The following is a 26783-nucleotide window of genomic DNA, read 5'->3' as shown; positions in this document are numbered from 1 at the left end:
CCCCCATCGTTGCAGGTGCAGTGCAAGCCTCAGAAGGTGTGCCCAAGGTTCAGGTACACCGCCTGCTCATGCGCACTGTTGGCGCCGTAGCTGAAGTTCAGCGGCCCTAGAGGCGTCTCCAGCCCCAGGAAGATGCTCGCCGCATTGATGTACCCACTGTCGAATTCGTTGTCGTTGTTCCACGCCCGCCCTCGCTCCAGCGAGCCGCCGATGTACAGCGGGAAGTCCAGCGGCACATAGGCCCGTGGCGTCAGCCGGTGGTAATAGACCATGCGCAGCAGGCTCACGTTCTGCCCCGATACCGAGTCCTGGCGGAAGCCTGACAGCTCTCGCGCCCCGCCCATCACAAAGCTCGACGTCACCACTTCGGTGTCGTCCAGCGTGCGCCCGTAGCGCCCACCCAGTACGAACGTGTTCGGCCCGCTGCTGATGGCCTTGTCCAGGGTGAACAGCCACTGCCGGTAATCCTGGTCGGAGTCCAGCGACTTGTCGTATTTGCGCAAAGTCAGGCCGATGTCCTCGCCATGGTGCGGGAAGTACACGTTATCGAGGGTGTCGAACGAGTACTTCAGCTCGTAGAAACCTTCGTTGAAACTGACTTTGGGCAGGTCCTGGTCGCCGATGCGCACCTCGGCCTCGCCCCAGGCCTTGCCCACGCCCAGGCGCACTTCACCGCTGTTGCCGATCTGCCGGCCTACGTTCAGGCCAAAGCCATAGCGTTCCAGGCGATACTCGGCGACCGGGTCGTTGTCCAGGGTGGCTTCGATGTTCTGCGAGCCCAGGTCCAGGTACGGCGCGATGAAGTAGCGTGAGCCCACATCCAGGGGTTGGTAGAACTCGCTGTACAGCGCTTGCTGGTCACCGATCTGGCCGCGGGTCAGCCATTCGGCGCCAAGGCTGTTGATGCCGTTGACCCGGTAGCTGGCGCCCAGGTTGAAAGCGCTGTCGCCGCGCAGGTCATCGGACAGGTTCAGGCCCAGGCGCAGGTAGTCGGTGCCGCCGCGGCGGCCGCGGGCGTTGATCACCAGGGTATTGTCGTTGCCCTTGTGCACCACGCGGTACTGCACCCTGTCGAAGTAGTCCAGGCCATACAGCGTACCCATGTCGGTCTGCAGGCGATCCAGTTCCAGCGGCGCGTCGATCGGCTGGCGAATGTACGAGCGGATCACATCATCGCTGACCTTGGAGTCGTTTTCGATCCGGATTGCGGTAATTACCGGCGTGCGCTGGCGCGGCGAGCGGGCCACGGCCAGGCTGGCGTCGCCCTCGAGCTGGCGCAGGGTGGCCAGGCGCGGGTCAAGCAGGCGAGTGGCGCGGTAACCGGCGTCGATCATGTCGCGGGCACGGCCGAAATCTGTCACGCCGAAGGCGGTCAGCGATGGCTGGATGAGGATGTCGTCGCGGTGCAGGCTGGCCAGTTGTTCTTCGGAGTTGCGCCGGGTCATCAAAGTGATCGACTGATTCAGCACGTCGACCACCGTCAGTAATTGCTTGCGATCGCGCAGCGGGGTGCCGATGTCGACCACGATGGCCAGGTCCACGCCCATTTCGCGGGCCACATCCACCGGAATGTTGTCGACCATGCCGCCGTCGACCAGCAGGCGGCCGTCCAGTTCGACCGGGGCGAACACGGCGGGGATCGACATGCTGGCGCGGATTACCTGGGGCAGGTGACCACGGCGGAATACGACTTTTTCGCCACTGGCGATGTCGGTGGCCACGGCGCGGAAGGGGATGGGCAGCTTGTCGAAGTCGCGGGTATCGGCGGTATGCGCCAGTTTGCTTTCCAGCAGCAGTGACAGGTTCTGGCCCTGAATCACACCCAGCGGCAGGCCCAGGCTGCCGTCGTCGCGAAAGCTGAGCTTCTGCTTGACCAGAAAGTCGCGATCATCCTGCTTGCGCCGGAACGGCACATCCTCGCGGGGCGGTGCATCGGAGAGCGCCTGTTGCCAGTCAAGGGTGGTCGCGAGTTTTTCCAGCTCTTCGACACTGTAGCCCGAGGCGTACAGGCCGCCGACCACCGCGCCCATGCTGGTGCCGGCGATGGCGTCGATGCGCACACCCTGTTCCTCCAGCGCCTTGAGTACGCCGATGTGGGCCAGGCCACGGGCCGCACCGCCAGACAACACCAGGCCGACCTTGGGCCTGGCGGGTTCCGCCGCGATTGCCGTAAGCGAGGTAAGGACGAGCAGAAAACAGAACAGCAAACGGCGCATCGTGAGTCTCAAACCGTGGGCTAAAGACCGATAGTATAAGCGGCCCCTTACCTGGAGATGTTTCACCATGGCTAACCACAAGCCGGAAATCGTCATCACCTATTGCACCCAGTGCCAGTGGCTGCTGCGTGCTGCCTGGCTGGCTCAGGAACTGCTCAGCACCTTTGCCGACGACCTTGGCCGGGTAGCGCTGGAGCCGGGTACCGGGGGTATCTTCCGCATCACCTGCAATGGCGTGCAGATCTGGGAGCGCAAGGCCGACGGTGGTTTCCCCGAAGCGAAGGTACTGAAGCAGCGGGTGCGCGACCAGGTCGACCCGCAGCGTGATCTTGGTCACAACGACCGCTGATCAGGCGCCCTCGGTCAGTGGTCGCTGCCTGGGCGGTTGCTCGGCAGCCAGACGGCTGGACAGCACGATAGCGAAGATGATCAGCGCGCCGCCCAGCAGCATGCGCACGGTCGGGGTTTCGGCGAACACTGCCCAGGCCACGGCAATACCGTAGACCGGCTCCATGCCGAACACGACCGCGGCGGTGCGCGCCTTGATCACCGCCAGGCTGGCGACGAACAGGCTGTGCGCCACACCCGTGCAGAAGATGCCGAGCAGGGCGATCCACAGCCAGTCCAGGGCCGCAACGTCGGCCAGGCCGGGCGCTGCGAACGGCAGCAGGCACAGGCCCACCACCAGGTTTTGCCACAGTGCGGCCTGTACCGCAGGCAAACGGCCGGAGCCGGCCCGGTTGGTCAGTGACAGCAGCGAGAACAGCAGGCCCGAGAGCAGTGCCCAGAGCAGGCCGCCGGTGGCTTCGCTGGCCAGGTCGAATGCTGGTGTGACCAGTATCAGGCCGATGCTGACCAGCACGACCAAGACGGCTTCGTTACGGTGGATACGCTCGCGGAACAGCAGGCTTTCGAGGATCACCGTAAAGGCCGGGAAGCTGGCGAAGCCGAGGGTGGCGATGGCTACGCCGCCCACTTTGACGGCGATGAAGAAGCTGACCCAGTGGCCGGCCAGCAGCACACCACCGAGCAGCAGGCGGCGCGCATCCTGGCTGCTCAGGCGTTGCCAGCCCGGACCGGCCAGGCTGGCGAACAGGGCCAGCGCGAGTACGGCGAAGGTGGCGCGACCGAAGACGATGATCGCCGGGCTGGCGCTGGTGGCCAGTTTGCCGAAGACGCCGGTAAGGCCGAAGAACAGCGCGCCAATGTGCAGTGCGCCGAGGGCGGTGCGGTGGTTCATGGTGGGTCCTTGATGGAGATCTCTACAGGCAGTGCCGGCCCTTTCGCGGGTAAACCCGCTCCTACAGGTTTTGCACAACATTCAGGCGGGGGCATCCTGTAGGAGCGGGTTTACCCGCGAAGGGGCCGGCAAAGGCAAAGTGTAAAGCCTCAGGCAAACACATTCTGTCGCAAGACTGCTGTCAGTTATCGCCAGACTCTCGCCGCAAAGCCAAAGGTGTACACCCGAACGCCCGCAGCATCGCCGCTGAAAAGGCACTTTGCGAGCTATACCCCACCTGCGCCGCAATTTCGCCCATCGGCAGCACGGTCTGCACGATTAGCCGCCGCGCCTTGAGCAACCGCCGCTGGCGAATGTAGTCCATCGGAGTCATCCCGCACTCCGCGGTAAATCGCGCATGCAGCCGGGCAATGGACAGCCCGGCGATGCGTGCCAGGTCGGCAACCTGCAGCGGGTAGGCAGCATGCTGTTCGATATGCGCATCGAAGGCGCTGTAGGGCAGGCGCTGGCTGGGGTGCACGCTGGCTGCCGCCGTGGCGTTGAGGCTGGCCAGCAGCAGTGCCGCGCCTTGCCTGGCGATCAACGGGTCGTGCACGGGGCTGGTCGCCAGCCAGTCCACCAGTTGCTGCTGGCGCTCATCCAGGCTTACGGCGGCCGGGCGGTCGAGCAGGCGGCGGCTGGCATCGGCATGCTCGCCCAGGTGCTCGCGCAGCCAAGGCTCCCCTGGCACATCAAGCACCAGGCAATCACTGCCGGCATCGCTGGCGCACGTGTGATGAGCACCCGCCGGGACCACGATCAGCCCCTGGCGATCGATGCCGGCGCCATGTCCCTGGACCTCGAACTCCAGGCGGCCGCGCAGGCCGAACACCAGTTGCGGGTGTTCGTGGCTATGGGCGATCAGGCTGTCGCGGTAATGGCGCAGCGAGAGGATCGGGCCGGCGGTCATGGGGGCTTCCTCGCAGGGCAGGCGCCCATTGTGCCTCAATCCCTGCACGCCATCACTCGTCACCGTTTTGCCATGGCGCTGTCATGTGTGCCTGCCAGTCTCCAGCAAACTGCGCCGGAGCCTGCCCATGAGCCATGCCGAACTGTCCCGCCCCTCGCGCAAGCAACGCGTGCGTACCCTGTGGATCTCCGACGTGCACCTGGGTACCCGCGACTGCCAGGCCGAACACCTGTCGCAGTTTCTCAAGGGCTACCAGGCTGATCGCGTCTATCTGGTGGGCGATATCATAGATGGCTGGAAGCTGCGCGGCGGGATCTACTGGCCGCAAGCCCACACCAACGTGATTCGCCGGCTGCTGACCATGAGCAAGCGCGGTACCGAGGTGATCTACGTCACCGGCAACCATGACGAATTCCTGCGCCGCTACTCAAAGTTGATTCTGGGCAACATTCAGCTGGTAGACGAGGCCGAGCACCTGACAGCCGATGGCCGCCGACTGCTGGTGGTCCATGGTGATCAGTTCGATGTGATTACCCGTTACCACCGCTGGCTGGCGTTTCTGGGTGACCGCGCCTACGAATTCACCTTGGTGCTCAACCGCTGGCTCAACCACTGGCGTGCGCGGTATGGCTATGGTTACTGGTCGCTGTCGGCGTACCTCAAGCACAAGGTGAAAGGCGCGGTGAACTTCATCAGCGACTTCGAGAACGCCATTGCCCATGAGTGCACCCGCCGTGGTTTTCACGGGGTGGTGTGCGGGCATATCCATCATGCCGAGATCCGCAAGGTGGGTGAGGTGGACTACCTCAATTGCGGGGACTGGGTGGAGTCGTGCACGGCCCTGATCGAGCATTGGGACGGCAGTGTCGAGCTGTATCGGCTGGCCGAAGCGCAGGCCGTGGCGGCGTTGCGCGAGCCGGCTTAAGGCTCGAGGGCAGGGGGCCGCCAAGCGGCCTCAGATGCTTACAGCCTGAGCTTGCCTAGCAGGATATCCCGGAACATCACGAAATCCCCGGCCAGGCTGTACAGCGGATAGGTAAAGGTCGCTGGCCGATTCTTCTCGAAAAAGAAGTGCCCGACCCAGGCAAAGCCATAGCCGAACACCGGCACGGCCAGCAGCAGCAACCATTTGCCACTGCCAATGGTGTAGGCCAGCAGCGCTATCACCAGGCTGGTGCCGACGAAGTGCAGGCGGCGGCAGGTGGGGTTGCTGTGCTCCCCCAGATAGTACGGATAGAACTCGGCAAAACTGCGAAACTGCGCTGTGCTGTTCATGGCAGTGCTCCGGGATTAATACTTCTGGACAAGATACACGGCGTGGAGCCTGATTCGAGTCTAGAGTGACTGACGGGGCCTACCAGTGACAATAGGCGCCAAATGAGTATCCTTGGGGTTCACCGCAGGAGCGGTTGGTAAAAGAAGCCTGTCATGAGCGAAAGAACAACGTCAGCCAGTTGGGCATCAGGGATCGTGAAGGCACTTGAACTGGAAGGGCTGGATTGCAGAGCCATGTTCAAGCAATTGGGGTTGGACTTTGCCGCCCTCGACGATCCCGACGCACGTTTTCCGCAAGACTCCATGACCCGCCTATGGCAACTGGCGGTGGAGCTGTCAGGCAATGAGGCCATCGGCCTGAACATGGCACGGGTGGTCCGCCCGGCGTCGTTCCATGTGGTGGGCTATGCGTTGATGTCCAGCCGCACCCTGGCCGAGGGCTTCGAGCGCCTGGTGCGCTACCAGCGCATCATCGCCGAAAGCTCCGACCTCAGTTTCGTCCTCGGCCCCGAGGGCTATTCGCTGATTCTGACCGTGCACGGCGACCACCTGCCGCCAACCCGGCACAGCGCCGAAGCGTCGCTGGCCTGTGCGCTGGCGCTGTGCAAATGGCTCAGTGGCCGGCCGGTCCAGCCGCGGCGGGTCCTGGTGCAGGGGCCGCAGCCGAAGAATGTCGAGCCTTACAAGGTGGCGTTCCATTCGCCGCTGGTGTTCGGCGCCCCACATGATGCGCTGGTGTTCGAGCGGGCCGACATGGAGGCGCCGCTGCCGACCGCCAACGAGGCCATGGCGGTGCTGCACGACCGGTTTGCCGGCGAGTACCTGGCACGCTTCTCCGAAACCCGGGTCAGCCACCGCGTGCGCCAGGTGTTGTGCCGCATCCTGCCGCAGGGTGAGCCCAAGCGCGAAACCCTGGCCCAGGCCCTGCACCTGTCGCAGCGCACCCTGCAACGGCGGCTGCAGGAGGAAGGCACCAGCTTCCAGGCCTTGCTTGACGACACGCGCCGCGAACTGGCCGAACAATACCTGGCCCAGCCGGGCATGACCTTGCTGGAAACCGCCTACCTGCTGGGCTTTGCCGACCCCAGCAACTTCTATCGGGCGTTCCGCCGCTGGTTCGATGCCACGCCCAGCGAGTACCGCGCCCGCCTGGGCGCGGAAGGCGAAGTGCTCAGTGACGCCAGAACGCCGGCATGCACAACACCAGCACCGTGATGATTTCCAGGCGACCCAGCAGCATGCCGGCCGCCAGAATCCATTTGGCCGCGTCAGGCAGCGTCGCGTAGTTGCCCGCTGGGCCGATCACTTCACCCAGGCCCGGGCCTACACCCGAAACCGTGCCGGCGGCGCCGGTCAGCGCGGTCATCCAGTCCACGCCCAGCAGCGACAACAGCAGCGCCATGACACAGATGGTGATCGCGAAGAAGAACGAGAACGTCAGGATCGAGCGCACGATGTCTTCGTCGAGGCGATGGCCGTTGTATTTCTGCTTGATCACCGCGCGCGGGTGAATCAGCTGGTTGAGGCTGGCCTTCAACAGGATGTATGCCACCTGGAAGCGGAAAATCTTGATGCCGCCTGCGGTCGAGCCGGAGCAGCCGCCAACGAAGCCCAGGTAGAAGAACAGCATCAGCGAGAAGTTACCCCACAGGCTGTAGTCACCCAAGGAGAAGCCGGTGGTGGTGACCACCGAGGTCACGTTCAGCGCCACATGGCGCAGGGCATCGAGCCAGTGCAGGTTGGTGCTGTACCAGTACCAGGTGCCCAGCACCAGCCAGGTGACCACCAGCATGCCCAGCAAGCCTTGCACCTGCTGGTCGCGGATCAGCGCCTTGCGGTTGCCGCGCAGGGTGGCTACGTAGAGGGTGAACGGCAGGCTGCCCATGATCATCACCACTACTGCAACCCAGTGCACGGCCGGGATATCCCATTTCGCCAACGACTGGTCGGAGGTGGAGAAACCGCCGGTAGAGATAGCCGACATGGCATGGTTGATTGCATCGAACGGGCTCATGCCCGCCCACCAGAAGGCCAGCGCGCCGAGTATCGAGAAACCGACGTAAACCCCCACGATGGACTTGGCGACCATGTGCGAACGCGGCATGACCTTTTCCGAGCGGTCGGACGATTCGGTCTGGAACAGGCGCATGCCACCGATGCGCAGCAGCGGCAGGATCGCCACCGCCATGGCGATAAAGCCGATACCGCCGAGCCAGTGCAGCATCGAGCGCCACATGAGGATGCCCGGCGACATGTTATCGAGCCCGCTGAGCACGGTGGCGCCAGTGGCGGTGATGCCTGACATGCTTTCGAAGAAGGCGTCGGTGTAGCTGATGTGCTGGGTCAGCAGGAACGGTAGCGCGGCGAACACGCACACCACCAGCCAGCTGCTGACGGTCAGCAGGTACATGTCGCGCGGGCGCAGGTGTACATGCTCCGGGCGCCCCTGCACCACCAGGGCCAGGCCGGCGATGAAGGTGATCAGGCTCGACCAGAGAAACGACGGCATGTCACCGGTGCGCTCGAAGATCACCAGGGTCGCCATGGGCACGGCCATGCTCACGGCCAGCGTAATCAGGAAGATGCCGATGATGAAACCAATGATCCTTAAGGTCGGCAACGCCATGTGATCTGCTCAGACTCGAAACGGAAGGGCGCCATTCTACCTATGGGTCTGGTGATGTAAACGCTAGAATGGCCGCACATTCACCTGCCAGGAGGGTAGCCGATGGAGGCTCTCGACGCATTGCTCAACCGTGTTTCCGTGCCACGCCTGACCGACCCGGCGCCCAATGCCGCCCAGCGCGAGGCGCTGTTCCAGGCTGCCCTGCGCGCCCCGGATCACGGCCAGCTGCGGCCGTGGCGTTTTCTTACCATCGAAGGCCAGGGCCGCGAGAAGCTGGGTGAGCTGTTCGCCGAAGCCGTGCAGCACAAGGGCGATGCCAGCCAGGCTGCACTGGACAAGGCCCGTGCGATGCCGCTGCGGGCGCCGTTGCTGATCGTGGTGGTGGCCAGGTTGCAGGACCACTTCAAGGTGCCCAAGTCCGAGCAGCGCCTGGCGGCGGGCTGTGCGGCGCACGGTATTCTGATTGCTGCGCACGCGCAGGGGATCGGCGCGGTGTGGCGTACCGGTGACATGGCCTTCGATGCCCATGTGCACAAGGGGTTGGGGTTGGCCGAGAACGAGGAGCTGATCGGCTACCTGTACGTCGGCACGCCGCTGACCGAGCCGCGGACAGCGCCGGTGCTGGAAACGGCTGATTTCGTCAGTGGCTGGGGTGAGTAACCTGGCCTTGGGCTGATTCAGGTTTCAAGGCTTCCGCGGGTGAACCCGCTCCTACAACAGCATCCACATCCCCTGTAGGAGCGGGTTTACCCGCGAAGAGGCCAGGTACCTTTACACCCCATCAACTGCCTGTCGCTTCAGCCAGGGGCAACTCCAGCCTGGCCACAAACCCACCCTGTGGATGATTCTCCAGCACCAGGCTACCGCCATGGCGCTCCGCGGCCTTGCGTGCAATCGCCAGCCCCAGGCCATGCCCCGGTGCTTCCTGCCCTGGCGCGCGGAAGAACGGCTCACCCAGTTGCGCCAGGTGCTCCGCTGCCGCCCCAGGCCCATGGTCACGAACGCTGATCACGATGCGGTCCTGCTCGCGCGCGGCGCTGACCTCGACCGGCTGGCCCGCCGGGTTGAAGCGCAGGGCATTGCGCAGCAGGTTGTCAACGGCACGCTCGATCAGCGTTGGCCAACCCTGCAAGCTCAAACCTGGCTGCGCCTCCAGGCGCACGTCCTGATCCGGCGCGCTCAGCAGGGCGTCCTTGCGCACGCTGCCGAGTAGGGCATTGAGGTCGACCGGTTCGGCATGGGCTTGTTCGGCATCCACCCGGGCCAGGGCGAGGATTTCGCTGATCAGGTCTTCCAGGCGGTCGCATTCGCGGGTCAGGCGCGGCCACAGCGCTTGCCGCTGCTCAGGCTCGGCGCGTTCGGCCAGGGCCAGGGCAATACGCAGCCTGGCCAGCGGCGAGCGCAGTTCGTGGGACACATCGCGTAGCAGCTGGCGCTGGCTGCCAATGGTGCTTTGCAGGCGCGCGCCCATCTTGTTGAAGTCCTTGGCCAGCACGCCAAACTCGTCGCGCCGCGCTGCCAGCCGTGCCAGGCTGTTCTGCTGATAGGTGGTCTGGCCCAGGTCGTGTACGGCACTGCGCAGGCGGCTTAGCGGGCGGGTAATGGACAGCGTCACCAGCAGGCTGAACAGGGTCAGCACGACCAAGGCAATGCCCAGTGCGCTGAGCGGCCAAAGCAGGCTCTCGCGGTGCCAGGCATCCAGCGCCGGGTGAGGGATGCGGTAGATCAGCAAGTAGGTTTCGCCGGTGTCGGGGCTGGTGTATTCCTCGGTCAGCCGGCGCCATGGCAAGCGCCGCTGGTCATTGTGCTGGCGCGCTTCGAGGGCTGCCGCACGGCGTGGGAAGGTACCGGGCACCACGGCTTCACCGCTATCGTCGAGCACCTGCACGTCGATCTTGTAGCGGTTCTTGCGTCGTTCCAGAAAGTGCTGTGCCGCCTCCAGGCCTTCCTGCTCGTAGTGCTTGGTCCACTTGCTGGCCAGGGTATTCAGGCCCGGGTGACGGCTGAGGATCCAGGCGTCCTGGTTGAGCATGTGCCCCAGCAGGATCGACAGGCCTGCGACCAGGGTGATGGCCAGCCAGAAACTGGCCAGGATGCGCCAGAACAGTGAACGCAAGTGCACCTCCTAAACGGGAAAAGCCCGGCCCGCAGTGATGCGGGCCGGGCATGGGGCGGACAGCTTACTGGGCCTTGGCGCCTTTTTCAGCTTTCCAGGCCTGGAACTCCTGCCACTCGGCTTTCTTGGCGGCGCGTTCTTTTTGCAGTTCGTCAAACTTCTTCTGCTGGTCAGCCGTGAGCAACTTGCGCACTGCGCTGTCGGTCTTGTCGCGGTTGGCTTGCAGTTCATCCTTCATGGCTTTCTGGTCGGTGGCCGGCAGCTTGGACAGGTAGCGCTCGGTAATGTCGCGGCGCTGCTGCATTTGCTCGCCCATCAGCTTGCCGATCTGCTGGCGCTGATCGCGGCTCAGGTCCAGTTGGTGGAAAGGCGCATCACCGCGATGATGCGGGCCGTCGTGGCGCGGGCCGCCATCTGGCATGGCCATGGCTACGGTCGGCAAAGCGGCAGCGAACATCAGGGCGATAAGGGTCTTGCGCATGGTGTCTCTCCTTTCATAGGCCGGTGATTACCGGATGAGCACAGTCTAGGGAGATCACCGTCAAGCGCAGTCAGGGGATGGTAAAGGCAAAGTAAAGATGATTGGCCTGTGCAGGCCCCGCCTTGTGCCGCCAATGGGGCGCGCAGCGGCCCCGGCGTTTTTACAGGCAGTAGTAATATCCACGGCTACGCAACGCCACAATGCGTGGCCGGCCATCGGCGTGGGGGCCGATCTTCTTGCGCAGGTTGCTGACATGCATGTCCAGGCTGCGGTCGTACAGGGTCAGCTTGCGGCCCAGGCCGATCTGCGCCAGTTCCTGTTTGTCCAGCGGCTCGCCGGGCTGGCGCAGCAGCGCTTCAAGAATACGGCTTTCGGACAGGGTCAGGGTCATTTCGCGGCCATCGATGCTGGCCACGCCCCGCGCAGGGCTGTAGACCAGGTCACCCAGTTCCATCTGGCTGGTCGTGGCGGTGGGGTGGCTGCGGCGCAGTACCGCGCGCAGGCGGGCAGTGAGCTCACGCGGGTCGCAGGGTTTGGCCAGGTAGTCGTCGGCGCCCAGTTCCAGGCCGAGAATGCGGTCCAGCGGCTCGCCGCGGGCTGAAAGCATCAGCACCGGCAGCTCGGCATGCTCGCTGCGCAGCTGCTTGAGAAGCTCCAGGCCGCTGCCGTCGGGCAACATCACATCCAGTACCACAGCAGCAGGGGCATGCTCGGCCAGGGCCAGGCGTGCGCTCTGCCCATCGTGGCAGGCACGCACGGAAAACCCTTCCTGGGTCAGCCAGCTGCCGAGCAGCTCGCACAGTTCCTGGTCATCATCAATCAGTAACAGCTCGCTCATGACTCACTCAATTCAACCATTGACGGCGGTGATTCGGCCCGCCAGTGGCAAAGATACCGCAGACTGATGGCCTGAGTATAACTGCTGGTGCCGCGTGGCCCTCTTCGCGGGTGATGGCACAGATCCGAAGGTTTGTGTAGCGAAGAAGGCCGTGCCGTCTCAGGTCAAGGCAGTACTTGCTTGAACGGCTTGACCACAACCTTGTCGTACACGCCGGCAGCGATGTACGGGTCGGCATCGGCCCAGGTCTGCGCCGCCGCCAGCGATTCGAATTCGGCAACGATCAGGCTACCGCTGAAACCCGCTTCGCCCGGGTCGTTGCTGTCGATGGCCGGGTGCGGGCCGGCCAACACCACGCGGCCTTCGGCCTTGAGCTGCTGCAGGCGTTCGATGTGCGCCGGGCGGGCGGCCAGGCGCTTTTCCAGGGAGTTTGCGACGTCGCTGGCGATAATGGCGTAGAGCATGTCAATCCTTGGGTTTGGAGGTAGAAGGGTCATCGTGCAGGTGGCGCGACAGGTACACGCCTTGCGCCACCAGGAAGATCACGGTCATGCCCAGGCTGCCGAACACCTTGAAGTCCACCCAGAAGTCCTGGAAGGTGAAGGCGACGAACAGGTTGGCCGCGCCGCAGAACAGGAAGAAAGCGATCCAGGCCAGATTCAGGCGCGTCCAGATGGCATCAGGCAGGGTCAGGGCGTGGCCCATGATGCGCTTGATCAGCACCCGATCGCCGATGAAGTGGCTGCCGGCAAAACCCAGGGCAAACAGCCAGTTCACGACAGGAGCCTTCCATTTGAGGAAGGTTTCGCTGTGAAAGGTCAGGGTCAGGCCACCGAACACCAGGCAGGCGATCAGCGTCAGCCACTGGCCCTTCTCCAGCTTGCGCTGGCGCAGGAACAGTGCGCCGTACACAACCAGCGAGCTGATGATCAGCATGGCCGTGGCGCTGTAGATGCCGCCAAATTCGAAGTGATGGCCGGCGACTTCCATGGGGCGCGGGTCGAGCTTGTAGACGATGAAGAACAGCAGCAGCGGGATGAAATCGATGAATTGTTTCACAATGGCAGCCAGAATCGGGATGTGACGGCATAATAACAAACATCGATTCCAGCGAAAGCGCTCCTCTATGAATGTTGATCTGCACTGTCACAGCACGGCCTCCGACGGCGCCCTGTCGCCTTCGGTACTGGTTGCCCGGGCTCATGAGCACGGGGTGCAAGCGCTGGCACTGACCGACCATGACACCCTCGAAGGCCTGCCCGAAGCGCGCCAGGCCTGCGTTGACCTGGGTATGCGCTGGGTCAGCGGGGTGGAGCTGTCCTGCACGTGGGGCGGCGCGACCATCCATGTGCTGGGTTATGACTTCCCACTCGACGCACCGCCATTGCTGGCGGCGATTCAAGCGCTGCACCACGGCCGCTGGCTGCGTGCCGAAGAAATCGACAGACGGCTGGCGGCCAAGGGCATGCCCGGCACGCTCGAAGGCGCGCGCGCCGTGCAGCACGAGTTGGGTGACAGCGGCAACGCCCCGGCGCGCCCGCATTTTGCCGAGTATCTGGTGCGGGCCGGGCACGTCAAGGACCGTGGTGAAGCGTTTCGCAAGTGGCTGGGCGCCGGCAAGCTGGGCGACGTCAAGCAGCACTGGCCGACGCTCGACGAAACCGTTGCCACGCTGAGGCAGTCCAATGCCTGGGTGAGCCTGGCGCATCCCATGCACTACGACCTGACCCGCAGCAAGCGCAGGCGGCTGATTGCCGACTATATTCAGGCAGGAGGGCAGGCGCTTGAAGTGGTCAACGGGATGATGCCTGCTGAGCAAGTGGGCACCATGTCCATCCTTGCCCGTGAGTTCGGCCTGCTGGCAAGCGCTGGCAGTGACTTCCACGGCCCCGGCACCTGGGGCGAGATCGGTGCCTATCGGCCTTTGCCCGAGGATCTGCCACCTTTGTGGCGTCGATTCAGCCATGAACAGCCTTTGGCGCTATGAACAGGACGATTACGTGAGCCAATTTTTCCAGATTCATCCGGAGAACCCACAAGCGCGCCTGATAAAACAGGCCGTCGAGATCATCCGCAAGGGGGGCGTGGTGGTGTATCCGACGGATTCGGCGTATGCGCTGGGTTGCCAGATAGGCGACAAGTCGGCAATCGAGCGGGTGCGGCGCCTGCGCGGGCTGGACAAGACGCACAACTTCACCCTGATGTGCTGCGACATGTCGCAACTGGGGTTGTACGCCAAGGTCGACACCGGCACCTTCCGCTTGCTGAAGGCGCATGTGCCGGGGCCTTACACCTTCATCCTTAACGGCACGCGTGAAGTGCCGCGCCTGCTGTTGCACGATAAGCGGCGTACCATCGGGCTGCGTGTACCGGACCATGCCATCACCCTGGCCTTGCTGGCCGAGTTGGGCGAGCCACTGATGAGCGTCAGCCTGATCCTGCCGGGCGACAGCGAGCCGATGACCGACCCTTACGAGATCCGTGAACGGCTGGAGCACCATGTTGACCTGGTGATCGATGGCGGGTTCGGCGACCTCAAGGCGTCGACCATCATCGACCTGTCCGGCGACGAACCGGAACTGATCCGCGAAGGTTGTGGCGACCCCACGCCATTCCTGGTCAACGCGTGAGCCAGCTGGAAGCGCCTGAGGCGCCGGCCGAACGGGTCGAGGAGCCTCGGCAACTGCAGTTGGCGCTGGTCTATGGTGAAGCCCTGACCGAGCTGCCGCTGGACCTGTACATTCCGCCGGACGCCCTTGAAGTCATCCTCGAAGCTTTCGAAGGCCCGCTGGACCTGTTGCTGTACCTGATCCGCAAGCAGAATATCGATATCCTCGACATCCCTGTGGCCGAGATCACCCGGCAGTACATGGGCTATGTGGAGCTGATGAAAAGCGTACGCCTTGAGCTGGCCGCCGAATACCTGGTGATGGCTGCCATGCTGGCCGAGATCAAGTCACGCATGCTGCTGCCGCGTTCCGCCGACGTCGAGGAGGAGGAGGGTGACCCACGCGCCGAACTGATCCGCCGCCTGCAGGAGTACGAGCGCTTCAAGGCTGCCGCCGAGGGCATCGACGAATTGCCACGGGTCGGGCGCGAGGTGGTGGTGCCGCGCCTGGAAGCGCCGCAGGCCAAGGTACGCAAGCTGTTGCCTCAGGTCAGCCTGGAAGAGCTGCTGATGTCCATGGCCGAGGTGATGCGCCGCAACGACCTGTTCGAAAGCCATCAGATCACCCGTGAGACCTTGTCCACCCGCGAGCGCATGAGCCAGGTGCTGGAGCGTCTCAAGGGCGGCGCCTTTGTGCCGTTCATCGCGCTGTTCGCTGCCGAGGAGGGCAAGCTGGGCGTGGTGGTGACCTTCATGGCCGTTCTCGAACTGGTGAAGGAATCGCTGATCGAACTTGTGCAGAATGAACCTTTCGCCGCCATTCACGTGCGGCTTCGCCCGGCGCCAGTTGAAGAACCCAATGAACCTGAATGAACCCCGCGACCTGGCGTCGCTGATCGAAGCCTTCTTGCTCGCTTCGGGCAAGCCGCAATCCCTGGAGCGCCTGTACGAGCTGTTCGAGGAGGCCGAGCGCCCCGAGCCCAAGGTGTTCAGGCAGGCCCTGGAGGTGCTGGGCAAGTCGTGTGATGGGCGTGCGTTCGAGCTCAAGGAGGTGGCCAGCGGCTATCGCCTGCAGATTCGCGAGGATTATGCCCCTTGGGTCGGGCGCCTGTGGGAAGAGCGCCCGCAGCGCTATTCGCGAGCGCTGCTTGAGACACTGGCCCTGATTGCCTACCGCCAGCCGATCACCCGTGGTGAAATCGAGGACGTGCGGGGCGTTGCGGTGAACAGCAATATCATCAAGACCATGATGGAGCGCGAGTGGATTCGCGTGGTCGGCTACCGCGAAGTGCCCGGGCGGCCGGCGATGTTCGCCACCACCAAGGCGTTTCTCGATCATTTCAACCTCAAGAGCCTTGAGGACCTGCCGGCCTTGGCCGAGCTGCGCGAAATGGAACCAGCGCCGCAACTTGACCCGGATGATGCGCCGGTGCCTGCGCACCTGCAGGCGTTGGCGGATGCCAGCCTTGGGGACGAGGAGGTTGGTGAGCCGAAAGAGGAGACCAGCTTCCGTAGCCTGTTGGTGGAGCTGGATGCCATGGAAGACGGTTTGAAAACCGATTTTGATGATCTGCGGGGAGAGGAGCCTGAGCCTCCGGTGGAGGAGGAGATCAAGGCTCAGCCCTGATTGATCTGCTGCCTGTGCTGGCCTCTTCGCGGGCAAGCCCGCTCCCACAGGGGTATCACAGGCCCCGAAGGTTGCGCGAACCTGTAGGAACGGGCGTGCCTGCGAAGAGGTCAGCACAAAGCCCACTGGGCAGAAAATCATGCCCAGCCCCACAAAACCCTCTACCCTCCAGTGCGTTCCCCTGATGAACCGCGTATGATGCGCGGCCTTTTGGCGCGTTCGTCGCCAGAAACCTGTTTTCATTCCTACACCGGGAGGTGCCCAGATGAGTGAGCAAGACCTGAAAGAAACCGAAATCACCCCGCCATCCGGCGAAAAGCTGCAGAAAGTGCTGGCGCGCATTGGCGTGGGCTCGCGGCGTGATGTCGAGGCCTGGATCAGCCAGGGTCGCATCAAGGTCAACGGCGTCGAGGCCACCCTTGGCCAGCGCGTCGACCTGCACGACGCCATCGCCGTCGACGGCAAGCTGATCAAGCGCGAGGAGGCCGCCGAGGCCACCCGCCGGGTGATCATGTACAACAAACCCGACGGCGAAATCTGCACCCGTGACGACCCGGAAGGGCGCCCGACCGTGTTCGACCGCTTGCCACGGCCAAAAGAAGGCCGCTGGATCAACATCGGCCGCCTCGACATCAACACCACTGGCTTGCTGCTGTTCACCACCGACGGTGAACTGGCCAACCGCCTGATGCACCCATCCTACGAGATGGACCGTGAGTACGCGGTACGTGTGCGTGGTGAAGTCGACGACGAGATGATCGAGCGCCTGAAAGCCGGCGTAATGCTGGAGGACGGCCCGGCCAAGTTCACCGATATCCAGAAGGCACCGGGTGGCGAAGGCTTCAACCACTGGTACCACTGCGTGGTGATGGAGGGTCGTAACCGTGAGGTGCGTCGCCTGTGGGAATCCCAGGGCATGGTGGTCAGCCGCCTGAAGCGTGTGCGTTTCGGCCCGGTGTTCCTCAATTCTGACCTGCCGATGGGCCGCTGGCGCGAAATGACCCAGGGCGAAATCGACATCCTCGCCGCCGAAGTCGGCCTGCAGCCGGTCGCGCTGCCAGCCATGAAGCTCAAGGCCAAGGACAAGATGGAGCGCCTGCAGCGCAAGTCGACCCGCCCGCTGGGCCGTGGCGAGCGCGTGCGCAACCTGCGCCCGGCCCACGAAGGTGCCGCTACTGGCGAACGCCCGGCGCGTCAGCCGCGTGAAGAAGCGCCGCGCAAACCCACCCGTGGCAGCACGGTGGCTGAGCGCCCGAGCGAGATGCGCAAGCGTCCGGGCAAACCTGATGGCGACAAGCCGGCAGGCCGTGGTCGCGGCAAGCCGCGTGGCTAATAAGCCAGTGTGGTCATCAAGGAACCAGCCTTCGGGCTGGTTTTTTTATGCCTGCGGGAATGTGGACCAAGCCCAAGATATTGAACAAAAAGAATTTTTCGGACGACTGGCAAGTTCTTGAACCGCCTTGTAAAGAAATCTGTACGAATGTGGCCGTTTTCAGTCCGCATTTCAGATCAAGCCCGATCGTGTAAACAAACCTTGCCGGCGCCCCTGTGCCAAAGCCGTCGCCATGGCGCCAGCCACCCTTGCCCAAACCCCCGTCCCCACGGTGTTATAGCCGCCATTGCCTTGTGCAGGAGCCCGTCCAGAGAGCCGGGCTGACAAAACAACAAATGGAGGCGCCATGTACGCCGATCACTTCGCCTTTGAAGGCCTGTACCACAGGAACGCTGCGTTTTTTCCCGAGGAAACGATGCAACGCGTTGACGCCTGCGCGTTTGCAGGGGTATACAGTGCGCCGCGTTTTACCTGTGACCCTCTTGCGTACCGCGCACTCTTGATCACGCCTGGTTGACCCGCTCCGGCGGCACCTGAGGTCAAGAAACCCAAGGTAACCACCTTGCCCATTCCGCTGCGCCACGAGCGCGGTGGGTCCGATTCCGTCACAGATAAAAACAATGCAGGTGACTTCGTTCATGAGTGGACAAAACATGCATTCAGGCGAGCTAAAGCGGGGCCTGAAGAACCGCCATATCCAGTTGATCGCCCTCGGCGGTGCGATTGGTACCGGCCTGTTCCTCGGCTCGGCAGGCGTGATGAAATCCGCCGGCCCGTCGATGATCCTTGGCTACGCGATCTGCGGCTTCATCGCCTTCATGATCATGCGCCAGCTGGGTGAAATGATCGTCGAAGAGCCGGTGGCCGGCTCGTTCAGCCATTTCGCCCACACCTACTGGGGTGGGTTCGCCGGCTTCCTGTCGGGCTGGAACTGCTGGGTGCTGTATATCCTGGTGGGGATGTCGGAGCTTTCGGCGGTCGGCAAGTATGTTCACTACTGGTGGCCGGAGATCCCCACCTGGGTCACGGCGGCAGCCTTCTTCGTGCTGATCAACGCCATCAACCTGATGAACGTGAAGTTCTTCGGTGAAGCCGAATTCTGGTTCGCCATCATCAAAGTGGTCGCCATCGTCAGCATGATCGGCCTGGGTGCCTACCTGCTGACCAGCGGCAGCGGCGGCCCTGAAGCCACCGTGGCCAACCTGTGGACACACGGCGGCTTCTTCCCCAACGGCGTCAGCGGGCTGGTAATGGCCTTGGCTTTCATCATGTTTTCCTTTGGTGGCCTGGAAATGCTCGGCTTCACCGCCGCCGAGGCCGACAAGCCAAAGACCGTGATCCCCAAAGCGATCAACCAGGTCATCTACCGCATCCTGATTTTCTATGTCGGTGCGTTGGTGGTGCTGCTGTCGCTGACCCCGTGGGACAACCTGGTCGCCAGCATCGACGCCTCGGGTGGCAGCTACGGCAGCAGCCCGTTCGTGCAAGTGTTCTCGCTGCTGGGCAGTGACGTGGCTGCCAACCTGCTGAACTTCGTGGTGCTGACTGCGGCGCTGTCGGTGTACAACAGCGGTACCTACTGCAACGCCCGCATGCTGCTGGGTATGGCCGAGCAGGGCGATGCCCCGGCGTCGCTGGCCAAGGTCGACAAGCGGGGCGTGCCAGTGCGTTCGATCCTGGTGTCGGCTGCCGTGACCTTCGTCGCCGTGCTGCTGAACTACCTGATGCCGCAAAACGCGCTGGAACTGCTGATGTCGCTGGTCGTGGCCACCCTGGTGATCAACTGGGCGATGATCAGCTACTCGCACCTGAAGTTCCGTCAGCACCTCGACCGTACCGGCCAGAAACCGCTGTTCAAGGCGCTGTGGTACCCGTACGGCAACTATGTGGTGCTGGCTTTCGTGGTGCTGATTCTGGGCATCATGCTGATGATCCCGGGCATCCAGGTGTCGGTGTATGCGATCCCGGTGTGGCTGCTTGCGATGTTCGTGGTGTACATGGTCAAGTCGCGTCGCCAGGTGAATGCGGGCGGTGCTGTTGAGAGTGTGGCCAAGTAAGGCGCCATAGGCGGTATGTGAAAACCCGGAGTCAGGTGACTGGCTTCGGGTTTTTTGTTGCCTGTGCGGGCCCTTTCGCGGGTGAACCCGCTCCTACGGGTACAGCGTTGCCCTCAGGTCAGATGACCCCGCCAAAAATCAGATCTGCTCCAGCAACCACCCCCTGAATGCCCGCAGCGACGGCAGTGCCTCATTCCTCGGCGGGTAGATCAGGTAATAACTGCGCTGGCTGGCAAACGCCACCCCCGGGCTGTACAGCTCTCCCTTGGCCAGTTCCTCCTCCACCAATATGCGCGGCACCAGCCCGATCCCGATCCCGGCACGTACCGCCTGGATCAGGTGCGAGGTCAGCTCGAAGCTCGGCCCCAGCCGCATCGCCCGGTGCGGCAGGCCATGATGGGAAAACCACTCGCCCCACGCATGCGGGTTGTTGGCCACATTCAGCAGCACCTCTTCGCTGATCCTGGCCGGGCTCCAGCCTTGGCTGCCGACGCCAGCCTCCGGCGGCAAGATCACCACCAGCTCCTCGGCATGCAGGCGATGGCAGACAAGCCCCGGCAAGTCGTGGCTGGCCACGCCGATGGCGGCATCGATTTCGCTGGTGTCGAAGTTGATGGTTTCAATGCGTGAATGAATGTGCACCAGCATGCCCGGGTGAGCGCTGTAGAACGCATGCAGCCTCGGCAACAGCCATTTCGAACCGAAGGTTGGCAGGGTGGCCAGGCGCAACGTGCCTACTCCCGATTGATAGGCCAGTGCCTGCAAGGTGGCGCTGCGGATGCGCCCCAGTGCCTCGCTCAGCTCGCGCTGGTACAGGCGGCCGACATCGGTCAGCTGTACCTGGCGCCCCTCGCGGCGGAACAGGGTCAGGCCCAACTGCTGCTCCAGGGCCTGTACCTGGCGGCTGACCGCGCTTTGGGTCAGCGACAGTTCGGCGGCGGCGCGGGTGTAGCTTTCATGCCGGGCGGCGGCCTCGAAAGCCAGCAGCAGTGACATGGATGGGGTCAGGTGGCGGTAATTCATTCATAAAAGTCATTGATAGCGGCAGGATTATCCGTTTGCCCCTGACGCGAAACTACAGGAACATTGGCCTATACGTCATCCCTGCATGCCTGAACCCATGCCGGGGCCACAGGTATCCCGTGATCTAGCCAATATCAAGAGGCCATCCTTCGATGATCGCCCAGCTGTCCACCGTTGCACCGAGCGCCAATTACCCCGAATTCCTCGAAGCCCTGCGCAACAGCGGCTTCCGCGGCCAGATCAGTGCCGACTACGCAACCCGCACGGTACTGGCCACCGACAACTCGATCTACCAGCGCTTGCCGCAGGCGGCGGTGTTCCCGCTGGATGCCGACGATGTGGCGCGGGTCGCCACGCTGATGGGCGAGCCGCGCTTCCAGCAGGTCAAGCTGACCCCGCGCGGTGGTGGCACCGGCACCAACGGCCAGTCGCTGACCGACGGTATCGTCGTCGACCTGTCGCGGCACATGAACAACATCCTCGAAATCAACGTGGAAGAGCGCTGGGTGCGGGTACAGGCCGGCACGGTCAAGGACCAGCTCAATGCTGCGCTCAAGCCGCACGGGCTGTTCTTCGCCCCTGAGCTGTCCACCTCCAACCGCGCCACGGTCGGCGGCATGATCAACACGGATGCCAGTGGCCAGGGCAGCTGCACCTACGGTAAAACCCGCGACCACGTGCTGGAGCTGCACAGCGTGCTGCTCGGTGGCGAACGCCTGCACAGCCTGCCGATCGACGATGCTGCGCTGGAACAGGCCTGCGCCGCGCCGGGCCGGGTCGGCGAGGTGTACCGCATGGCCCGGGAAATTCAGGAAACCCAGGCCGAACTGATTGAAACCACCTTCCCCAAGCTCAACCGTTGCCTGACCGGCTACGACCTGGCGCACCTGCGCGACGAGCAGGGCCGCTTCAACCTCAACAGCGTACTGTGCGGCGCCGAGGGCTCGCTGGGCTACGTGGTCGAAGCCAAGCTCAACGTGCTGCCGATTCCCAAGTATGCGGTGCTGGTCAATGTGCGCTACACCAGCTTCATGGATGCGCTGCGTGATGCCAACGCGCTGATGGCGCACAAGCCGCTGTCGATCGAGACGGTCGACTCCAAGGTGCTGATGCTGGCGATGAAAGACATCGTCTGGCACAGCGTTGCCGAGTACTTCCCGGCGGACCCCGAGCGCCCCACGCTGGGCATCAACCTGGTGGAGTTCTGCGGCGACGAGCCGGCCGAGGTCAACGCCAAGGTGCAGGCGTTCATCCAGCACCTGCAAAGCGACACCAGCGTCGAGCGCCTGGGCCACACCTTGGCCGAAGGCGCCGAGGCAGTCACCCGCGTCTATACCATGCGTAAGCGTTCGGTCGGCCTGCTGGGCAACGTCGAAGGCGAAGTGCGCCCGCAGCCGTTCGTGGAGGACACCGCAGTACCACCAGAACAGTTGGCCGACTACATCGCCGACTTCCGCGCACTGCTCGACGGCTACGGCCTGGCCTACGGCATGTTTGGCCACGTCGATGCCGGCGTGCTGCACGTGCGCCCGGCACTGGACATGAAGGACCCGGTGCAGGCCGCGCTGGTCAAGCCGATTTCCGATGCCGTTGCCGCGCTGACCAAACGTTATGGCGGGTTGCTGTGGGGTGAGCACGGCAAGGGCTTGCGCTCGGAATACGTGCCCGAGTACTTCGGCGAACTGTACCCGGCGTTGCAGCGCCTGAAGGGCGCCTTTGACCCGCACAACCAGCTCAACCCGGGCAAGATCTGCACGCCACTTGGCAGCGCAGAGGGCCTGACCCCGGTCGATGGCGTGACCCTGCGCGGCGACCTTGACCGTACCATTGACGAGCGCGTTTGGCAGGACTTCCCCAGCGCCGTGCACTGCAACGGCAATGGCGCCTGTTACAACTATGACCCCAACGACGCCATGTGCCCGTCGTGGAAGGCCACCCGCGAACGCCAGCATTCGCCCAAGGGGCGCGCCTCGCTGATGCGCGAGTGGCTGCGCCTGCAGGGCGAGGCGAACATCGATGTGCTGGCTGCGGCGCGCAACAAGGTGTCGTGGCTCAAGGGCCTGCCGGCGCGTCTGCGCAACAACCGTGCGCGCAACCAGGGCCAGGAAGACTTCTCCCATGAAGTGTACGACGCTATGGCCGGCTGCCTGGCGTGCAAGTCGTGCGCCGGGCAGTGCCCGATCAAGGTCAATGTGCCGGATTTCCGCTCGCGCTTCCTCGAGCTTTACCACGGTCGCTACCAGCGCCCGCTGCGTGACTACCTGATCGGCTCGCTCGAGTTCACCATCCCCTACCTGGCGCACGCGCCGGGGCTGTACAACGCGGTGATGGGCTCGAAGTGGGTGAGCCAGCTGCTGGCCGACAAGGTGGGCATGGTCGACAGCCCGCTGATCAGCCGCTTCAACTTCCAGGCTACCCTGACCCGTTGTCGCGTTGGCATGGCCACGGTGCCGGCCCTGCGCGAGCTGACCCCGGCCCAGCGCGAGCGCAGCATCGTGCTGGTGCAGGACGCCTTCACCCGCTACTTCGAAACGCCGCTGCTGTCGGCCTTCATCGACCTTGCCCACCGCCTGGGCCACCGGGTATTCCTGGCGCCGTACAGCGCCAACGGCAAGCCGTTGCACGTACAGGGTTTCCTTGGCGCGTTTGCCAAGGCAGCGATCCGCAACGCCACGCAGCTCAAGGCCCTGGCCGACTGCGGCGTGCCGCTGGTGGGGCTGGACCCGGCGATGACGCTGGTGTATCGCCAGGAGTACCAGAAGGTGCCAGGCCTGGAGGGTTGCCCGAAGGTGCTGTTGCCGCAGGAATGGTTGATGGATGTGCTGCCCGAGCAGGCGCCTGCCGCACCGGGCAGCTTCCGCCTGATGGCGCACTGCACCGAGAAGACCAATGTGCCGGCCAGCACCCGGCAGTGGGAGCAGGTGTTCGCCCGTCTGGGGCTGAAGCTGGTGACCGAGGCCACCGGTTGCTGTGGTATGTCCGGTACCTATGGGCACGAAGCTCGCAACCAGGAAACGTCTCGGACCATATTCGAGCAGAGCTGGGCGACCAAGCTGGACAAGGACGGGGAGCCGCTGGCAACCGGTTATTCGTGCCGTAGCCAGGTCAAGCGCATGACCGAGCGGAAGATGCGTCACCCGCTTGAGGTGGTGTTGCAGTACGCTCAGCGCTAAGGTTCAGGGCCTTTGGGGGCTGCTTTGCAGCCCTTCGCGGGTGAACCCGCTCCTACGGGGGATCGTGCACGCCAGGGGGGCGGGATTACCCGCGAAGAGGCCGGCAGCGGCTTTCAGTCTTCTGTTGTACGGTCCCTGTCCCTACGCCCTTGGCGGTACAAATAGAGGCTCAACACCAACCCGCACGCTGCCGCAGCCGCCGCGAACAGAAACATCGAAGCAAAGCCGAACCCCGCCGCCACCGCACCGACCAATGGCCCGGTCACCCCCAGTGACAAGTCGATGAACAGCGAATACGCCCCCACCGCCGCCCCGCGGTTAGCTGCCGACACTTGGTTCACTGCCTCCACGCCCAATGCCGGAAACACCAGCGAGAAACCAAACCCGCTCAATGCAGCCCCCGCCAAGGCCAGTTCGGCGTTGGGTGCCAGCCACAGCATCAACAACCCGAGCGTTTCCACCGACAGGCAGGCGATCGCCACCCTGAAGCCACCGATGCGGTTGATCAGGTTGCCAAAGAGCAGCCGTGCGCTGATGAAACTGGCGCCGAACAGGCTCAGGGTCAGCGCCGCATTGGCCCAGCCACGGCTTGCATAGTAAAGGGTGATGAAGGTGGCGATGGTGCCAAAGCCGATCGAACCCAGGGCAAGCCCCGAGCCATGCGGGAATACCTTGCCCAGCACCCGCAGGAACGGCAGGCGTACACCGCTGACGATGGGTGCGGCTTGCTTGGGCCAGGCCAGCAGCAAACCGAGTACGCACAGCAGGATGATGCTCACACCCATGCTCCACAGCCCGATGCCTTTGACCATCAGCACACCCAGTGGGGCGCCGATGGCCAGCGCACCATAGCTGGCGATGCCGTTCCAGGAGATGACCTTGGCCGTGTTTGCGGCACCCACCCGACCAATGCCCCAGCCGATCGCACCCGAGCCTACCAGGCTTTCGGCGCTGCCCAGCACCAGGCGGCCGACCAGCAGGCAAGCCAGGCTCAGCCAGGGCAGGTGAGTGAGGAAGGCGCAGGCCAGCATGAATACCCCGCTTAGCCCGCAGCCGGCCAGGCCGTACATGACTGCCTTCTTGCTGCCGTGGTTGTCGATGATACGGCTGGCGCCAGGGCGGCTGAGCAACGTCGCGAGGTACTGCACGCTGATCACCAGGCCGGCGACCACAGCACTGAAACCCAGGTCGTTGTGCACATAGCCGGGCAACACGGCCAGAGGGATGCCGATGTTCAGGTAGCCGATGAAGGTGAACAGGACGATGGAGACGATTTGCCCAGTGACGGCAAGGGACGTGGGACTGCGTGCTGGCATTGGGGATCCGTTGCTGCGGTAAGAATGGCGGTGTATGCCGCCATCTTAACCACAGCAAGGGTGTTTGCGGGCGCAGCTGTCAGCCTGTAGTCAGTTGGTGTAATCGAGCATCCTGGTCACACTGAACTCGGCTTGCGAGTAATCCAGCCGCAAGCGCAGCAGGACAAAGCCGGCTCATCGGGTGAACCTGGACGAATGCAGCAGGGCGTCGAGCGCTTGAGCGGCTGGCGCATTTCTGCCTCTTAGCGGTAGGAGGCACGAGTCAGTGTGGGGGGAGGGGCGGGGCAGGTGGTAGTGGGTTGTTACAACGTTGATTTTAGACGGTGTGAAAACGTGATGACGGGGGTAGCCCGCAGGTCAGCCGTTTTCACACAGTCGGGGATGCGCAGTTATTCCTGGTCAGCGCTGGATTGATCGTCACCATCCTGCTCGGCGGCAGCTGCCGGTTCGGCGTGAACGGTCACGGATGGCTCTTCTGGGTTCAGGCTTGGGAAGGGAAGATTCGGGATTTCATGCATCTCGTCGTTCCTCGCAAGTGTGAGTGAAAAGTCTGCGCCAGGCGCGTTTGGAGCTTCAAAAAGCTCGGGCAGGATACACAAGTCTGGATGACAGTTTGGTTTTTTTCCCGGTCGTTTGTCGGTTTTGCGGGCGAACAGCGCACATATGCCCCATGAAAAAAGGGGCCTCTGGCCCCTTCCTTCTGGTGTTTACTTCCGGCCTTCAGCCGTTTCCGCCACCTTGTCAGTGCGTGCACACATGATGAAGTCGTTGCGGTGCAGGCCTTTGATCGAGTGGCTCCACCAGGTCACGGTGACCTTGCCCCATTCAGTCAGCAGCCCTGGGTGGTGGCCTTCGGCTTCGGCGATTTCGCCCACGGCATTGGTGAACGCCAAGGCGTGCTTGAAGTTCTTGAACAGGAACACGCGCTCCAGCTCCATGTGGCCGTCACGTACTTCGATGTTCCAGTCCGGGATTTCGCGGATCAGCTCGGCCAGCTCTTCGTCGGTGACTTTCGGCGCATCGGCGCGGCAGGCTTCGCAATGGGCTTGGTTCAAGGCATTCATGAGGTGTTTTCCGGTTCGAGTTGTTATCGGCAAGGTCGCTCAGGCAGCGACCTTGGGTGGAAACTTCGGTGCATGCAGACCCAGCTGCATGGCTTTATGGACCATGCCCATGATGTCCTCGTGGGCCAGGTCGAACAGGCGCTTCATGTTCGGCAGTACGAAATACACCGGTTGCAGAATGTCGATGCGGTAGGGCGTACGCATGGCCTCGATCGGGTCGAAGGCCTGGTGCTCAGGCTCGTCAGACAGACTGTAGACGGTCTCTTTCGGCGACGAGAGGATGCCACCACCATAGATTTTGCGGCCTTGCGCGGTTTCCATCAGGCCAAACTCGATGGTCATCCAGTACAAGCGTGCCAGGTACACACGTTGTTCCTTGGTCGCGGCCAGGCCGAGCTTGCCGTAGGTGTGGGTGAATTCGGCGAACCAGGGATTGGTCAGCAGCGGGCAGTGGCCGAAGATCTCGTGGAAGATATCCGGCTCTTGCAGGTAGTCCAGCTCTTCCGGGGTGCGGATGAAGGTGGCGACCGGAAAGCGCTTGCTGGCCAGCAATTCGAAGAAGGTCTGGAAGGGGATCAGCGCCGGAACCCGGGCAACCTGCCAGCCGGTGGTGGCACCCAGCACCTTGTTGATCTCGCCCAGTTGCGGAATGCGGTCATGCGGCAATTTCAGCTGGTCGATGCCGTCCAGGTATTCCTGGCACGCACGGCCTTCGATCACTTTCAGCTGGCGGGTGATCAGGGTGTTCCACACCGCATGCTCTTGCTGCGGGTAATCGATAAAACCATGCGCATCGGGCTCGCGTGCCACGTATTGCGTCTGTTTCATGAGGCTCTCCTGG

At 63.4% G+C, this 26783-nt stretch carries 26 protein-coding genes; 11 read left to right on the top strand and 15 right to left on the bottom strand.

The window, feature by feature from the left end:
• Window positions 1-29: 29 nt before the first annotated feature.
• Window positions 30-2216, bottom strand: coding sequence for a patatin-like phospholipase family protein (locus ACF8O8_RS26040; RefSeq protein ID WP_392510740.1), 2187 nt, complete (start codon window positions 2214-2216; stop codon window positions 30-32).
• Between the two features lie 67 nt (window positions 2217-2283).
• Between ACF8O8_RS26040 and ACF8O8_RS26035 the strand changes: the two genes are divergently transcribed.
• Complete coding sequence (locus ACF8O8_RS26035) at window positions 2284-2565, top strand: SelT/SelW/SelH family protein (protein ID WP_010955196.1); 282 nt, start codon at window positions 2284-2286, stop codon at window positions 2563-2565.
• On the opposite strand, the gene ACF8O8_RS26030 is transcribed toward ACF8O8_RS26035, so the two are convergent.
• Window positions 2566-3456 carry a DMT family transporter gene (locus tag ACF8O8_RS26030; RefSeq protein WP_010955195.1) on the bottom strand — a complete coding sequence of 297 codons (891 nt, stop codon included), beginning with the start codon at window positions 3454-3456 and terminating at the stop codon, window positions 2566-2568.
• Window positions 3457-3637: 181 nt separating this feature from the next.
• Complete coding sequence (locus tag ACF8O8_RS26025) at window positions 3638-4405, bottom strand: AraC family transcriptional regulator (RefSeq protein WP_104886533.1); 768 nt, start codon at window positions 4403-4405, stop codon at window positions 3638-3640.
• 127 nt (window positions 4406-4532) lie between these two features.
• On the opposite strand from ACF8O8_RS26025, the gene ACF8O8_RS26020 reads away from it, so the two are divergent.
• On the top strand, window positions 4533-5330 hold the full coding sequence (locus ACF8O8_RS26020) for a UDP-2,3-diacylglucosamine diphosphatase (RefSeq protein WP_003254566.1): 798 nt from the start codon (window positions 4533-4535) through the stop codon (window positions 5328-5330).
• Window positions 5331-5368: 38 nt separating this feature from the next.
• Here ACF8O8_RS26020 and ACF8O8_RS26015 read toward each other — a convergent pair whose 3' ends face one another.
• Window positions 5369-5680 carry a DUF962 domain-containing protein gene (locus ACF8O8_RS26015; RefSeq protein ID WP_003254563.1) on the bottom strand — a complete coding sequence of 104 codons (312 nt, stop codon included), beginning with the start codon at window positions 5678-5680 and terminating at the stop codon, window positions 5369-5371.
• 153 nt (window positions 5681-5833) lie between these two features.
• Here ACF8O8_RS26015 and ACF8O8_RS26010 point away from each other — a divergent pair, with 153 nt between their 5' ends.
• Window positions 5834-6895 carry an AraC family transcriptional regulator gene (locus ACF8O8_RS26010; protein WP_392510739.1) on the top strand — a complete coding sequence of 354 codons (1062 nt, stop codon included), beginning with the start codon at window positions 5834-5836 and terminating at the stop codon, window positions 6893-6895.
• On the opposite strand, the gene ACF8O8_RS26005 is transcribed toward ACF8O8_RS26010, so the two are convergent.
• Window positions 6852-8306, bottom strand: coding sequence for a TrkH family potassium uptake protein (locus tag ACF8O8_RS26005; protein ID WP_020193572.1), 1455 nt, complete (start codon window positions 8304-8306; stop codon window positions 6852-6854). The two genes, ACF8O8_RS26010 and ACF8O8_RS26005, sit on opposite strands and share 44 nt — an antisense overlap.
• 102 nt (window positions 8307-8408) lie before the next feature.
• Between ACF8O8_RS26005 and ACF8O8_RS26000 the strand changes: the two genes are divergently transcribed.
• Window positions 8409-8966 (top strand): NAD(P)H nitroreductase, encoded by a 558-nt coding sequence (locus ACF8O8_RS26000; RefSeq protein ID WP_003254557.1) that lies wholly within the window; start codon window positions 8409-8411, stop codon window positions 8964-8966.
• Between the two features lie 121 nt (window positions 8967-9087).
• Here the strand turns inward: ACF8O8_RS26000 and ACF8O8_RS25995 are convergent, their stop codons facing one another.
• The 5 genes from ACF8O8_RS25995 to ACF8O8_RS25975 all read right to left on the bottom strand — a co-directional run bounded on the left by ACF8O8_RS25995 (window position 9088) and on the right by ACF8O8_RS25975 (window position 12800).
• Window positions 9088-10428, bottom strand: a complete 1341-nt coding sequence (locus tag ACF8O8_RS25995; protein WP_392510738.1) for a sensor histidine kinase — start codon at window positions 10426-10428, stop codon at window positions 9088-9090.
• Window positions 10429-10486: 58 nt separating this feature from the next.
• The gene (locus ACF8O8_RS25990; RefSeq protein WP_010955189.1) at window positions 10487-10903 is read right to left on the bottom strand and encodes a Spy/CpxP family protein refolding chaperone; all 417 of its coding nucleotides are present in this window, start codon (window positions 10901-10903) and stop codon (window positions 10487-10489) included.
• A gap of 160 nt (window positions 10904-11063) precedes the next feature.
• Complete coding sequence (locus tag ACF8O8_RS25985; protein ID WP_003254551.1) at window positions 11064-11741, bottom strand: response regulator transcription factor; 678 nt, start codon at window positions 11739-11741, stop codon at window positions 11064-11066.
• 164 nt (window positions 11742-11905) lie between these two features.
• Complete coding sequence (locus tag ACF8O8_RS25980; RefSeq protein WP_003254549.1) at window positions 11906-12205, bottom strand: YciI family protein; 300 nt, start codon at window positions 12203-12205, stop codon at window positions 11906-11908.
• 1 nt (window position 12206) lies between these two features.
• The gene (locus tag ACF8O8_RS25975) at window positions 12207-12800 is read right to left on the bottom strand and encodes a septation protein A (protein ID WP_010955188.1); all 594 of its coding nucleotides are present in this window, start codon (window positions 12798-12800) and stop codon (window positions 12207-12209) included.
• A 67-nt stretch (window positions 12801-12867) separates the two neighbouring features.
• Between ACF8O8_RS25975 and ACF8O8_RS25970 the strand changes: the two genes are divergently transcribed.
• The 6 genes from ACF8O8_RS25970 to ACF8O8_RS25945 all read left to right on the top strand — a co-directional run bounded on the left by ACF8O8_RS25970 (window position 12868) and on the right by ACF8O8_RS25945 (window position 19366).
• Complete coding sequence (locus tag ACF8O8_RS25970) at window positions 12868-13728, top strand: PHP domain-containing protein (protein WP_010955187.1); 861 nt, start codon at window positions 12868-12870, stop codon at window positions 13726-13728.
• Between the two features lie 13 nt (window positions 13729-13741).
• Window positions 13742-14371, top strand: a complete 630-nt coding sequence (locus ACF8O8_RS25965; RefSeq protein ID WP_014590089.1) for an L-threonylcarbamoyladenylate synthase — start codon at window positions 13742-13744, stop codon at window positions 14369-14371.
• Between the two features lie 110 nt (window positions 14372-14481).
• Window positions 14482-15222 carry a ScpA family protein gene (locus tag ACF8O8_RS25960; protein ID WP_162490571.1) on the top strand — a complete coding sequence of 247 codons (741 nt, stop codon included), beginning with the start codon at window positions 14482-14484 and terminating at the stop codon, window positions 15220-15222.
• Window positions 15209-15976: an SMC-Scp complex subunit ScpB gene (scpB, locus tag ACF8O8_RS25955; RefSeq protein WP_392510737.1), complete on the top strand. Its 768-nt coding sequence runs from the start codon at window positions 15209-15211 to the stop codon at window positions 15974-15976. The genes ACF8O8_RS25960 and scpB overlap by 14 nt, the downstream gene beginning before the upstream one ends.
• A 265-nt stretch (window positions 15977-16241) precedes the next feature.
• Complete coding sequence (gene rluB / locus ACF8O8_RS25950) at window positions 16242-17309, top strand: 23S rRNA pseudouridine(2605) synthase RluB (protein WP_003254539.1); 1068 nt, start codon at window positions 16242-16244, stop codon at window positions 17307-17309.
• A gap of 638 nt (window positions 17310-17947) precedes the next feature.
• Complete coding sequence (locus ACF8O8_RS25945) at window positions 17948-19366, top strand: amino acid permease (RefSeq protein ID WP_392510736.1); 1419 nt, start codon at window positions 17948-17950, stop codon at window positions 19364-19366.
• 138 nt (window positions 19367-19504) lie between these two features.
• On the opposite strand, the gene ACF8O8_RS25940 is transcribed toward ACF8O8_RS25945, so the two are convergent.
• A complete protein-coding gene (locus ACF8O8_RS25940) occupies window positions 19505-20389 on the bottom strand; it encodes a LysR substrate-binding domain-containing protein (RefSeq protein WP_003254537.1) in 885 nt (294 codons plus the stop codon).
• 152 nt (window positions 20390-20541) lie between these two features.
• On the opposite strand from ACF8O8_RS25940, the gene ACF8O8_RS25935 reads away from it, so the two are divergent.
• Window positions 20542-23562 (top strand): FAD-binding and (Fe-S)-binding domain-containing protein, encoded by a 3021-nt coding sequence (locus ACF8O8_RS25935; protein WP_010955182.1) that lies wholly within the window; start codon window positions 20542-20544, stop codon window positions 23560-23562.
• Window positions 23563-23675: 113 nt separating this feature from the next.
• Here ACF8O8_RS25935 and ACF8O8_RS25930 read toward each other — a convergent pair whose 3' ends face one another.
• The 4 genes from ACF8O8_RS25930 to phhA all read right to left on the bottom strand — a co-directional run bounded on the left by ACF8O8_RS25930 (window position 23676) and on the right by phhA (window position 26770).
• Complete coding sequence (locus ACF8O8_RS25930; RefSeq protein ID WP_350298161.1) at window positions 23676-24878, bottom strand: MFS transporter; 1203 nt, start codon at window positions 24876-24878, stop codon at window positions 23676-23678.
• 389 nt (window positions 24879-25267) lie between these two features.
• Window positions 25268-25396, bottom strand: coding sequence for a hypothetical protein (locus ACF8O8_RS25925; RefSeq protein WP_003254533.1), 129 nt, complete (start codon window positions 25394-25396; stop codon window positions 25268-25270).
• A gap of 189 nt (window positions 25397-25585) precedes the next feature.
• Entirely contained in the window at window positions 25586-25942 is a 357-nt protein-coding gene (locus ACF8O8_RS25920; protein WP_003254532.1) for a 4a-hydroxytetrahydrobiopterin dehydratase, read from the bottom strand.
• A 39-nt stretch (window positions 25943-25981) separates the two neighbouring features.
• Entirely contained in the window at window positions 25982-26770 is a 789-nt protein-coding gene (gene phhA, locus ACF8O8_RS25915; RefSeq protein ID WP_003254528.1) for a phenylalanine 4-monooxygenase, read from the bottom strand.
• Window positions 26771-26783: the final 13 nt, after the last annotated feature.

The sequence above is a fragment of the Pseudomonas sp. TYF_14 genome (genome assembly GCF_043105275.1).
Classification (GTDB): domain Bacteria; phylum Pseudomonadota; class Gammaproteobacteria; order Pseudomonadales; family Pseudomonadaceae; genus Aquipseudomonas; species Aquipseudomonas alloputida.
The sequence above is the reverse complement of the archived record's forward strand: the minus strand, read 5'-3'. Positions and strand labels throughout refer to the sequence as shown.